We start from the raw sequence: 12054 nt of genomic DNA, 5'->3' as shown, positions 1-12054 counted from the left end.
CACAATCAGACGTGACGCCGCGACTGCACCACCCGGAACCGGTTGGCGACATAAGCCCCGTCGGTCAGCGCCGAGTTGGCCGCTGCGTTCGCCCCGCTGCCGTGGAAGTCGGAGAACGCCGCGGACTGGTTCACGAAAACCCCACCGGTCAGGTTGCAGGACAGGTGCACCCCGACGTCGACGGCCACCGCCTCGGCGGCGTCCAGCACTGCTTCGTCGGTCGAGTAGACCGCCGCCGTGAGCGCGCCCTTCTCGCCGACGGTCCGGCGCATCAGCTCCAGGCTGTGCGCCGTGGAGTCGGTCGCGATGGCGAACGAGATGGGCCCGAACCACTCCCGGCCGTAGGTGTCCGCGTCGTCCGCGGCCAGCTTCACGATCGTCGGGGTACGCACCACGGCGTCGGCGTACGACGGGTGCGCGACGGCCCGCGACTCCAGGATGGGCTCGCCGACCTTTGTCACCTCGGCCAGCCGCTCCAGCACGCCGTCGTTGACGATGGCGCCGGTCAGCTCGACGCCCCGCGCCGGGTCGGCGGTGAGCTTGCCGACCGCCGCGGCGATGCCGCCGGCCACCTCGTCGAAGCTCTTGTGGCCCTGGTCGGTCTCGATGCCACCGGCCGGGATGAGGATGTTCTGCGAGGTGGTGCACATCTGGCCGCTGTAGAGGGTCAGCGTGAAGCCGAGGTTGCGGCACATGCCGGCGAAGTCGTCGGTGGAGTCGATCACCACCGTGTTCAGCCCGGCCTTCTCGGTGTAGACCGACGCCTGCCGGGCGTGCGTCTCCAGCCAGTCGCCGTACTCGGTGGACCCGGTGAAGTCGACGATCTTCACGGACCGGTGCAGGGCCAGGTCGCTGGCTAGCTTTTCGCCAGGCGCCTCGGCGGCCAGCAGGATCAGGTTCGGGTCGAAGCCGGCCTCGGCGAGCACCTCCCGGGCGTACTTCACTGTGACGGCCAGGGGCAGCACCGCGCGCGGGTGCGGCTTGACGATCACCGGGTTGCCGGTGGCGAGCGAGGCGAACAGCCCGGGGTACGAGTTCCACGTCGGGAAGGTGTTGCAGCCGATCACCAGCGCCACTCCACGGGGCACCACGTGGAAGGTCTTCGTCATCCGCAGCGGGTCGCCCTTGCCCGCGGGCTTCTCCCAACCGGCCGTCTGCGGGTGCCGGGTCATCTCGGCGTACGCGTACGCCAGCGACTCCAGCGCCCGGTCCAGCGCGTGCGCGCCGCCGGCCTGGAAGGCCATCACGAACGCCTGCCCGCTGGTGAACTGCACAGCGTTGGCAAGCTCGAAGATGTGCTTGTGCAACCGGTCGAGGATCTCCAGGCAGACGCCCACCCGGGCCTGCGGGCCGGCGTCACGCCAGGCCGGCAGCGCCGTCGAGGCAGCCCTGATCAGCTCGTCGGTGCCGGCGTGCGGGTAGCGCACGGCCAACTCCACACCGAACGGGCTCGCCTCGGTGGCGATCCGCCGGCCCGTGCCGGGCTGGTCGAGGGGGAAGTCCCCACCGAGGTACGCCTCGAAGGCGGCCTTGCCGTCGGCGGCGGCGGTCTCGCCGTACACCCGGGGGCTTGGGGATTCTGGGTACGCGGACCAGTAGCCCCGCTCCGTGATCGCGGTCAGCGCACGGTTGAGGGTGTCGGCGTGCCTGTCGTACAGGGGATGCGGGGTCTCCGTCATGCCGCCATCATGCCTGAGGACCCCGCACGAGCAGTAGCGCCGATCGCCCGTCAGAGGGTGAGCTGCCAGTTGTTCCAGGAGTCCACCGGGCGGAAGCCGAGCCGCTCGTTGATCGCCACCATGTAACTGTTGCTTGCCGCGTTGAAGGTGTCGACGACGCGTACCGCCGGCTCGTGGGTGAGCAGGTGATGCAGATTTTCGATCTTGGCGAGCAGACCGAGCCGGTGCCCACGGTGAGCGGGGTCGACGATGGTGATCTGCTGGAAGGCGTGCCAGTCTGCGCTGGCGCCCACGTCGAGCAGGGTCCAGGCGACAAGCCGACCGGACGCCTCGTGTCGCATCCCGAGGTGGTAGCGCCGCCGGCCCCTGGCCTCCAACGCCCGGTCGGTGCCCCGGATGCGTTCGGCGTCGACCTGCTCCGGCTCCCACTGCACGTCGCCCATTGGCGCGTCGATGAGCAGTCGGCCGTCCAGATAGGCGATGTCCGCCAGGTACTCCGTCGGGGTCGCACCCTGCCAGGTGACGGACTGATAGCCCTCGGCCATGGTGTGGGCCTCGGCGAGCGCAGCGCGCAGCGCGACCCGGTCGATGCTGTCGATGTCGAGTCGGCGACGCACGTCGACAAGCGCGGCCTGGGCTCCTATCGTGGCGGCGAACGCGTCACCCGCCACCGATCGGGGCGGCCCGTCGGGCATCGTGGAGACGGTCATAGCGACCACCCGCTTGCGTCCGTGCTCGCGCAGCAGGCGTACCCCGTACTCGTGCAGTGCCCGGCCGACGCCGCGACGCCGCAGCTCGGGATGCACCGTCAGCTCGACTGTCGCGTTGTCGGTGTTGTCGAGCTGGGGCAGGTCCAGTTGCAGGTAGCCGGCCGGTACGCCGTCCAGCCGGGCCAGTGCCCAGAGCGACTCGGTGCGGGGCATCGGCGTGTGCAGGAGCGCGTCGAAGCGTCGCCGGCAGAACGGCGGGAAGTCCGGCAGGTCGATGGTGCTGGCGGCCGCGCCGATCCGGTACGCCTCGTCGACCGCGGCCTGGTCGGCGCCGTCGAAGGACGCGATCGTGATGCTCATGCCGGCGAGCCTGTCACCGGAAAAAGCGATCGGGCCACCGAATTAATCCGGTGGCCCGATCGGACGTGGTCGGGAGGGACACTCGCACAACGCCTCCGGCGTTGGGTCGCAAGAACTTCAAAAGTCTCCGGCGAAATGCCCTCCCGCACGGAGCATCTTGCGCCGTCCGGTTCCTGTCGTCAAGTCCGCAGCGGCGGGTTTTCTACACTCACTGCGAAAAGCCAGTTACCCGGCGGATCGGCCCGATCCCCCGTCCGGGCGATCCCTCGCCCTCGACGGACGGCTCGACGCCGCTGGATCAGAGGAGGCCGGCGTCGCGGGCAGCGCGCAGCGACGGCTTGATGTGGTGGGTCGGGCCGACCTGACCGGCCACCGCGTCGATGGTCTTCAGCCCTTCGCCGGTGTTGAACACGACCGTCTCGGCCGTCGGGTCGAGCCGACCGGACTCGACGAGCTTGCGCAGCACCGCCACTGTGACGCCGCCAGCGGTCTCGGCGAAGACCCCTGTGGTGCGGGCCAGGTCGCGGATGCCGGCGCGGATCTCGTCGTCGTCGACGTACTCCATCCAGCCGCCGGTGCGACGGACCGCCTCCAACGCGTAGAGGCCGGCGGCCGGATCACCGATGTTGAGGGACTTGGCGATGCCTGTCGGCTTGACCGGGGTGATGGTGTCGGTGTCGGCGTGCAGCGCCGAAGCGATCGGGTTGCAGCCGGCCGACTGGGCGCCGAAGACCTTCCAGCCACCGGCCGGCGCCTCGACCAGGCCGATCTCGACAAGCTCGGAGAACGCCTTGTCAATCTTGGTGAGCAGTTCGCCGCTGGCCATCGGGATGACCACCTGGGCGGGGATCCGCCAGCCGAGCTGCTCGGCGACCTCGTAGCCGAGGGTCTTGGAGCCCTCCGCGTAGTACGGCCGGACGTTGACGTTGACGAACGCGGTGTCCTCGAACTCGTCGGTCTCGACCAACTCGCCGCAGAGCCGGTTCACGTCGTCGTACGAGCCGTCGATGGCGACGAGCTCGCCGCCGTAGACGGCCGTGGTGATGACCTTGCCCTGTTCCAGGTCGCTGGGGATGAAGACCACCGAGGGCACCCCGGCGCGGGCGGCGTGCGCGGCCACCGAGTTGGCCAGGTTGCCGGTCGACGCGCAGGCGAACCGGGTGAAGCCGAGCGCCTTCGCGGCGGTGAGCGCCACCGACACGACGCGGTCCTTGAACGAGTGGGTGGGGTTGGCGCTGTCGTCCTTGACCCAGAGCGGCGCGGTGATGCCCAGCTCGGCGGCGAGGTGCGGGGCCGCCACAAGGGGCGTCAGACCGGGGTCGACGGTCACCCGGGTGGCCGGGTCCTGACCGGCGGGCAGCAGCGCGGCGTACCGCCAGATGTTGTTCGGGCCGGCCTCGATCTGCTCGCGGGTGACTGTGGCGAGGGCGGCGGTGTCGTAGTCGACCTCCAGCGGGCCGAAACACTCGTAGCAGGCGTGCTGCGCGGCGAGCGGGTAGCGGGCCGAACAGGCGCGGCAGACCAGGGCGCGGGCGGGGCTGGCGGAGGTGTCGATGCCGGAGGCGGCGAGCGTCGACGTCATGTCGAGAGTCCTCTCATCTTTCCCCGCATCGCACGGTGCGGCAGGGACGGAATTGGCACCTGCCCCACGGGTCGCTCAGCGGTGAGCGCGCGGGGTGGTTGCCGGGGCGTCGTCGGGCCGTATCCCTCAGCCCCTCTGGATGAGGTATTCAGTTGTGCCGCCGAGTCTAGGCACCGCCGGCCGTCGCATCCAGCGCTGATCCCACGCTGTGAGCTAACCGACCAGGCCAGGACGGGTGACGAGCACGGCGCGTCGCCGGGGCCGCCTCGTCGAGGCCCCGGCGACGCGCGGTGGGAGCGCGGTCAGACCGGTACCGAAGTGGGCTCGGCGATCGGCGCGGTCAGAGTGGCGGGGCGACGCCGGGCCAACAGCGAGTCGAGCGCCCAGGAGCCTGGGCCGAGCACCGCGACCAGCAGGAAGGACCAGCAGAAGAGCGCGGACAACTCACCGCCGTTCTGTAGCGGCAGCAGGCCGTCCGGCTGGTGCACGACGAAGTAGGCGTACGCCATCGAACCGGAGGCGAGAATCGCGGCCGGTCGGGTGAAGAGACCGACAAGCACCAGCGCACCGCAGATCAGCTGAATCAGCGCGGCCCACCAGCCTGGCCACGTGCCGAGAGGTATCGCCTTGCCGGTCATGGGGTTGCCGCCGAACAACCCGAAGATCGAGGACAGGCCGTGCAGCGTGAACAGCAGGCCGGTCACGATGCGGAACAGGGACAGGATCGGCCCGCCGAGCCGAGAGACGTTCATGGGACCTCCATAGATGGATATCGATATCAACCATCATGGAGCATGAATCCATCGAAGTGAACAAGTTCCTTGCTAGTGGGAAAATCCCCGATCGAACATGTCCGGTCACACCCGTGACGACGGACGGCCTCGACGGAGCGTCACGCGGGCCGCCGCCGTGGGAGCGCTCCCGAGACGACGGTACAGCGTGTCACGCGGCCCGTACAGCCTGTCGAGCTGCCCCGGAGGTGGGGCAGTTGGTCGAGCCGCGAAAGAGATGCTGCGGCTGCTATGCCACCTCGGTCACCGGGGTGGCATTGTTCTTGATCGAGCGGAGGATCGAGACCATGCGGTCGGCGTCGGGGTTGGAGAAGAGCGCCTCGGGACCACGTGGGGCGACACCGTTGAACGGGGACTCGTAAAGCCGCCCCGGCTCCATCACACCGTTCATGGTCAGATCGTTGATGATCAGGTTGATGAAATCGAGCTGGGCGGCGCTGAGGTTCCGGTCGACGAGGAATTCGCTGAACGCATCCCGGGCCGCCTCGCGGTCCAGCCCGACCAGTGAGCGGATGAAGAGGCCCAGGCCCTCGGAGGATCGCCGGGCCTGGTCGATGTCCTGCTTGTCGCCGACGCCGCTCTCGCCGAGCATCCTTTCCAGCTCGGCGAGGTCGGTGCCGGAGAGTTGCCTGTTGCGGCGCAGCTTCTGCACGGCTACGTGATCTTCGTGGGTGCGCAGGTAGACGCGCATCTTCGCGCGGAAGCGATCGAGGTCGGTGCCGACTGTCACGCCGCTGAACGGCACCTCGACCTCCTGGTCGATCTCGTCCGCGAAGTTGGTGAAGACGACGGTGCGACGCGCCTTGGGCACCAGCCGGACCAGGTCACGCATCCGACGCCGGGCCAGCTCCAGCATGGGTAGCGTGACGTCCTGCCACCACTCGTCGCCGGCCACCTCGTCGAGCAACTGAGCCCGTTGCTGGATCATCGGGATGCTGGTCTGTTCCAGCAGCGCCGAGGCGACCTCCTGGACTTCGGTGCGGTGCCGGTTGAACCGGCTGTCGGGCACCAGCAAACCGAGCTGCATCCGCAGGATCAGCAGATCGAAGCGCTTGGCCTCCTCCCCGTCGTCGCGGACTTCGCTGGGCAGGCCGGCGAGGCCAGCGACGATCTGCGCGGAGGCTTCCGGCGACAGCCGGTGCCAGTTGGCGAGGTCGACGTAGTACTCGACGAGGCGACGGTGTGGACGCACCACCACGTTGTCCAGGCGCATGCCCTGCACCTGGCCGTTGAGGTCTCGGGCAATGTCCCGGCGCAGGCCAGCCTCGCTCTGCGTACCATCGGCCGCTTCACTGTCGGCGGCGTCGCCGGGTCGACGCTGGTCGAGCTGGCTGACCAGCTCGACCTTGGCCTTGAAGATCCGTTCGGTGAGGGACGGGCTGAGTGAGCCCTCGGTGGTGGTCGGGTCCTGGCCGAAATACTCGAAGTTGCCGCAGAAGTCGAAGACGAAGAAGTCCTTCTTGTGGATGCCCGGGGCATACAGGTCGAGCCGGAGGCGGGTGCCCCGGCCGAGCATCTGGGCGAACTTCGTCTTGGACCGCACGATCTTGAAGAACACCAGGTTGACGACATCGGGGACGTCGATACCGGTGTCGAGCATGTCGACGGAGATGGCGATGTGCGGCTGCTTGTCGGGGAGCGAGAAGGTGTCGATCAGGCCCTGCGCGCGCTCAACCCGATGGGTGATGATTCGGGCGAAGTCGCCCCGGTAGTGCGGGTAGTTGTCGTCGAAGCGCTTGGCGATGAACTTCGCGTGCTCGTTGTTCTTGGCGAAGATGATCGTCTTGCCGATCCGGTCACCGCCGGCCACCCGGTGACCTTTGGTCATCAGGTATTCGAGGACCTTGTCCACAGTGTCGGCGTTGAAGAACCACTTGTTGACCGCCTCGGCGCTCACCTCATCGGGAACGTCGACGTCGTCGCCCCACTCCAGGGCGTCCCAGTCGTCCTTCTGCTGCTCGGTCAACTCGTCGTAGCGCAGCCCGGAACGCTGGATCCGCAGGTCGACCGCGACCACCCGCGGCGGCACCAGATATCCCTCGTCGACGGCCTCTTCCAGGGTGTACGCGTCGGTGGGGACGCCGTCCACCAGGTCGAAGAGCCCGTAGGTGTTGCGGTCGACCTCATCCTTGGGGGTGGCGGTCAGCCCGACGAGCAGCGCGTCGAAGTAGAAGAAGATAGCCCGATACTTCTGGTAGACCGACCGGTGCGCCTCGTCGATGACGATCAGGTCGAAGTGCCCCGGCCCGAAGCGGCGCATCTCGCCATCGGTCTGGTTGATCAGGCCCAGCATGGTCGGGTACGTCGAGACGTACACCCGGCCTTCGCCGACCTTGTCGGCGGTCAGGTTGACGGTGGTCACGTCGGGCAGGTGGGCGCCGAACGCGTTGGCGGCCTGGTTGACCAGGGCCACCCGGTCGGCGAGGAACAGCACCCGCTTCACCCAGTTGGCACGCATCAGCAGCTCGACCAGCGCGATGACGGTGCGGGTCTTGCCCGCGCCGGTGGCCATCACCACCAGCGCCTTGCGCTGCCAGTCCACCTCGAACGCCTCGGAGATCAACCGGATGGCCCGCTGCTGGTAGTGCCGTTCGACGATCCCCCCGTCGATGGTCAGCTCGGCGAGCCGCCGCCGGGTCGTACGTCGCTGCACGAGCAGTTGAAGCTCGTCACGGGTGTAGAAACCCTGCACCGGCCGGGGCGGATAGCAGGCGTCGTCCCAGAGCCAGGTCTCGTAGCCGTTGGTGTAGAAAATGACCGGCCGCTGCCCGTGCGCCGCCTCCAACGCGTCGGCGTAGTTCTTGGCCTGCTGCTGACCGGTCAACGGGTCACGGCGGGTGCGCTTCGCCTCGATAATGGCGAGGGGCTTGTCGTCGTCCCCCCACAGCACATAGTCGACCCGTCCGGTGCCGGACCCGTGCGGCAGGCCGGTGACCGGGAACTCCCGGTCCCGTGGCTGGTCGAGCCGCCAACCCGCCTCGGCGAGCAGCACGTCGATGTAGCGGTCGCGGGTCTCCTGCTCGTTGTAGTCGTGCTCGTCGGGCCGGGCCGCGTTGGCGGCCTTCGCCGCCGTGATCTGCTCGCGCAGGGCGGCTACCTGCGCGTCCAGGTCGGCGTTGTCGGCCTCCGCCGCGGCCAGGGCAGCGTCCCGGGCGGCCAGCCGCTCGTCCAGCGCGCGCACCTCCGCGCGGCTCTGCGCCCGCGCATCCGCCGGTCGCGGCACCAGCGCAGAGTCAAAGACAAGAGCATCCGGGGGTACGGCGGAAGGGTCGCGGGTGTAACGACGAGCAATCCAGTACGTCAGGTCGAACAACTGCCGGACGACATTCTCGCCGTCCGGCTTGGGCACCTGCCCCTTGTCGTGCACCGCCGAGTTTCCCTTGATGCGAATGATCTGCATCTTGGCGGTCATCGTCGCGCCGACCAGGTTCTTCATCGTCGGCTCGTTGATCAGGGCGATGAGCCGAGTGTCGTTCGGCTTCCGCAATGTCTGATCGGCGCGATAGAGCCACTTCACCGCGTGTTCCAGGCAGCGGCGAGCATAGAAGCAGGCCGTACGCGGATTGACCAGAGCGTTCAGCTCGGCCTGCTCGGCCTCGGCGAACAACTCGGGCCACTCGGCGCGCAGGAACACGAAGTTGCTCATCGACGAAGATCCTCCCGGCGTGTGGACAGCCCTCGATCGTCACACATCAAAGCTCCCCACGAAAGGCCCTATCCTGAAGAGATGCGAAGAGGGCGTCCAACTCGGCCAAGCGCGCCCGGTGCATACCCTTAAGCCGATTGGCGGCGGCGGCTTGAATCGCAAACTTACGCAAAAGGTTGGGTGGCGGGACAAGGACCCGGGTGGCCGCAATCTGCTTGATGTTCAAGGTCGGCTGACTTACTGTCCGCAACTCGCGCACGAAGTAGTCCTGCACTGCCTTTGTTCGCAGATACGCCATCAGATACTGGCGAGTGTCGTCGTCGTCGAGAGGCACTCGTGCAACAGCGCGGGCAATATTGGATCCCACGTCCTTCGGACCAACCATCGATACCGAACCAATCGATCCAACACAGCTAACAAGTATCTCGTTTCCACGGATACGGGATCTATAATATTGACCCTCAATTGACGAACTTATGCGCTTCAAGACAGACCGATCAACTCCACCATCAGCCAGGTCGCCGACACGAATCATCGGCACCCCAGTCTCGTCGTAACCTCCCGGCTGGACAACTCCGTAATTAATCCGGTCCCCCCTGGATACGAGCTCAGCCAATTCGCACTCAGGAAACCCGTGGGGGTTCGCAAAAGGATCGCCGAACATATCCAGAAAAGCGGACCGCTCAAGCTCGTCGAGCAGGGCCTGAGCCTCCCGCTGCTTGGTGCTCAGATTATCCAGGCAGTCCAACATTTCGGTAATCCTGCGCTGCTGACCAAGCGCAGGGAGTGGAAGCGATAGCCGCAGTAGGGCGTCTCGACTTACGGTGGCTTGGTTCACCCACTGCTGGCACATCGACTTGAACACGCCGCGCAAGAATTGCATCTGCAGCCAGCGCGTCAAGTAACCCGGCAGCACCTTCGCCTCATCGACCCGCAGTCGGAAAAAGTGGTTGCTAAACACCGCTTCGGTCGATCGGGTGAACAGGGCCGCCTTACCTACAAGGTCGGGGCTGTTCGTGGCGTTGAAGAGGACATCACCGGGACGCAGTGAAAATTTCTCCATGCGCTCAGATTGGCGCGGAACCAATCGCCGTCTCGAAAGGTCGAGTCGACCGTCCCGGGTCACGTTATTCATGCGAATCTGTAGGATGCCATCCTCGACCTCTTCACCGCAGGCATACCCGGGTTTCACCTCAGTCAATAGATCCCAAAGAGGAACGATCGCCGGACGGCTCATCCGAGCATCGCCTTCAGGTCGGACATGCCCTGTTGGATCTCGGATTCGAGGCGTTCGAGGTCCGCGAGGATTTCTAGCGGAGGCCGGTGCTCGATCTCGTCGTGTACGACCGCCTTGTAGCGGTTGAGGCTGAGGTCGTAGTCCTGGGCGACGATGTCGTCCTTGGTTACGCAGAAGCTCTGCTCGGTTCGTGCGCGCTTCAGCTCGTCATGGTTGCGCTGCGCCCAGCGTGCCAGCACGTCCGGCAAGTTGTTCTTGGCGTGGTCGGCTTCGGTGAAGTCGACCGACGGCCGCGCACCGAGCTTGTCTTCCGGCAGCAGCGGGGTCCGCTTGTCGTCCAGGCTCCAGCCGTCGGCGGTCACCTCGTAGAACCACACGTTGTCGGTGCCGCCGCTGTTGGTCTTGGTGAAGAAGAGCACCGCCGTCGACACGCCTGCGTACGGCTTAAAAACGCCGCCTGGGAGCTTGACCACCGCGTCTAGCTTGTGGTCGTCGACCAGCATGCGGCGGATCTCCTTGTGCGCCTTGCTCGACCCGAAGAGCACCCCGTCGGGCACGATGACCGCCGCTTGGCCACCCGGCTTGAGTAGCCGCAGGAAGAGCACCAGGAAGAGCAGTTCCGTCTTCTTGGTTTTGACGACCTGGGTCAGGTCTCTCGCGGTGCTGTCGTAGTCGAGGCTGCCGGCGAAGGGCGGGTTGGCCAGGATGATCGAATACTTCTCGGCCTCGTCGGCGACGCTCTGCGCGAGTGAGTCGCGGTATTCGATGACCGGGTTCTCGACGCCGTGCAGGAGCATGTTCATGCTGCCAACGCGCAGCATGGTGCTGTCGAAGTCGAAGCCGTGGAACATGTCGTGGTGGTAGTGCCGGTTGCGCTTGGGCTCGTGAAAGAGGTATTCGTGCTCCCGGCTGACGTACCTGCTGGACTCCATGAGGAAGCCGGCGCTGCCGCAGGCCGGGTCGCAGATGGTGTCATCAGGCCCGGGAGCGACCATCTCCACCATGAGCTGGATGATGTGCCGGGGGGTGCGGAACTGTCCGTTGTGACCGGCTGTGGCGATCTTGCCGAGCAGGTACTCGTACAGGTCGCCGTTGGTGTCCCGGTCTTCCATCGGCACGCTGTTGAGCATGTCGACCACTCGGGACAACAGCGCAGCGTTCGGGATGGTGAAGCGGGCGTCCTTCATGTGGGTGGAGTAGGTCGAGCCGTCGCCGCCCAGCGTCCGAAGGAACGGAAAGACGTGCTCACCAACCGTGTCGAACATTTCAGCCGCGCCGACGTTTCTAAAGCGTGACCAGCGCAGCTCCTCGTACGGCTTGCCCTTGGCGTCGCTGCCGGGCGGGAAGATTGGCCGTTCGATCGGTATGCCGGTCCGCGTCGCTTTGTTGAGGGCCAGCGTGTGTAGGTCGTCCAGTCGGCGGATGAACAGCAGGTAGGTGATCTGTTCGATCACCTCAAGCGGGTTGGAGATACCGCCCGACCAGAAGGTATCCCAGATCCGGTCGACCTTGCTCTTCAGTTCCCCAGTGATCACGAAGCGTTGCCCCACCATCTCGATACGTCTCGGCTGAGCCCGTAAGGCTACGACGCACTTGTTCATCCGGGGAACCCGGCGCTCGGCGTCTTCGAGATGGTGTCGTCATGCCGACTGTGGCGATCTTCCGGGGCAGCGACGAGACGGCAGTGTCCGATAGCGTCCGGCCCAGCACACGGAGCGAGAATGTCTCGCCTCGTCAGCCGGAGGGGCCGCATGGCGAGCATCGAGGAAGTCAAGGCCGCGCTCGCACAGGCCGCCGAACAGGGCAACAGCACCCAGCAGCATATCCGCGCGGCCATCGAGGCGACCGAGCAGACGCTGGCCCGGCTACGCGCGGTGGCGGCTGGCACGGGGCAGCCGACCATCGCCGAGGCCATCGCGCGCGGCGAGCAGAGCAAGCAACGCCTCGTCGAGGCGATGACCCTGCTCCAGGGGAGTTCTCAGGCCCCACGCAACTCCATGAACGTGCTCGGCTAACGGGATACCCGGCGAGAAGGGCGAAAGTGTGAGT

8 protein-coding genes and 1 riboswitch are annotated in these 12054 nt (G+C 66.6%); of the genes, 1 reads left to right on the top strand and 7 read right to left on the bottom strand.

What is annotated here, in order from left to right; translation table 11 throughout:
* Nucleotides 1-5: 5 nt before the first annotated feature.
* The 7 genes from paaN to ACPXB1_RS09800 all read right to left on the bottom strand — a co-directional run bounded on the left by paaN (nucleotide 6) and on the right by ACPXB1_RS09800 (nucleotide 11540).
* Complete coding sequence (gene paaN, locus ACPXB1_RS09830; RefSeq protein ID WP_306273329.1) at nucleotides 6-1679, bottom strand: phenylacetic acid degradation protein PaaN; 1674 nt, start codon at nucleotides 1677-1679, stop codon at nucleotides 6-8.
* 50 nt (nucleotides 1680-1729) lie between these two features.
* Nucleotides 1730-2749, bottom strand: coding sequence for a GNAT family N-acetyltransferase (locus ACPXB1_RS09825; RefSeq protein ID WP_425735093.1), 1020 nt, complete (start codon nucleotides 2747-2749; stop codon nucleotides 1730-1732).
* A 298-nt stretch (nucleotides 2750-3047) separates the two neighbouring features.
* Entirely contained in the window at nucleotides 3048-4331 is a 1284-nt protein-coding gene (gene thrC, locus ACPXB1_RS09820; protein WP_355589794.1) for a threonine synthase, read from the bottom strand.
* A gap of 10 nt (nucleotides 4332-4341) precedes the next feature.
* Nucleotides 4342-4477, bottom strand: a riboswitch (SAM riboswitch).
* Nucleotides 4478-4633: 156 nt separating this feature from the next.
* On the bottom strand, nucleotides 4634-5083 hold the full coding sequence (locus ACPXB1_RS09815; RefSeq protein WP_425735092.1) for a DoxX family protein: 450 nt from the start codon (nucleotides 5081-5083) through the stop codon (nucleotides 4634-4636).
* 268 nt (nucleotides 5084-5351) lie between these two features.
* Nucleotides 5352-8768, bottom strand: a complete 3417-nt coding sequence (locus ACPXB1_RS09810) for a DEAD/DEAH box helicase family protein (RefSeq protein ID WP_425735091.1) — start codon at nucleotides 8766-8768, stop codon at nucleotides 5352-5354.
* 46 nt (nucleotides 8769-8814) lie between these two features.
* On the bottom strand, nucleotides 8815-10005 hold the full coding sequence (locus ACPXB1_RS09805; RefSeq protein WP_425735090.1) for a restriction endonuclease subunit S: 1191 nt from the start codon (nucleotides 10003-10005) through the stop codon (nucleotides 8815-8817).
* A complete protein-coding gene (locus ACPXB1_RS09800) occupies nucleotides 10002-11540 on the bottom strand; it encodes a type I restriction-modification system subunit M (RefSeq protein ID WP_425735089.1) in 1539 nt (512 codons plus the stop codon). The genes ACPXB1_RS09805 and ACPXB1_RS09800 overlap by 4 nt, the downstream gene beginning before the upstream one ends.
* Nucleotides 11541-11756: 216 nt before the next feature.
* Here ACPXB1_RS09800 and ACPXB1_RS09795 point away from each other — a divergent pair, with 216 nt between their 5' ends.
* On the top strand, nucleotides 11757-12020 hold the full coding sequence (locus tag ACPXB1_RS09795) for a hypothetical protein (RefSeq protein ID WP_425735088.1): 264 nt from the start codon (nucleotides 11757-11759) through the stop codon (nucleotides 12018-12020).
* Nucleotides 12021-12054 lie beyond the last annotated feature (34 nt).

Origin of the sequence: Micromonospora sp. DT68 (assembly GCF_049847245.1) — a bacterium.
In the GTDB taxonomy this organism is placed as follows: Bacteria; Actinomycetota; Actinomycetes; order Mycobacteriales; family Micromonosporaceae; genus Micromonospora; species Micromonospora profundi.
Note: the sequence above shows the minus strand (reverse complement) of the source record. Positions and strands in the feature narration are given on the sequence as shown.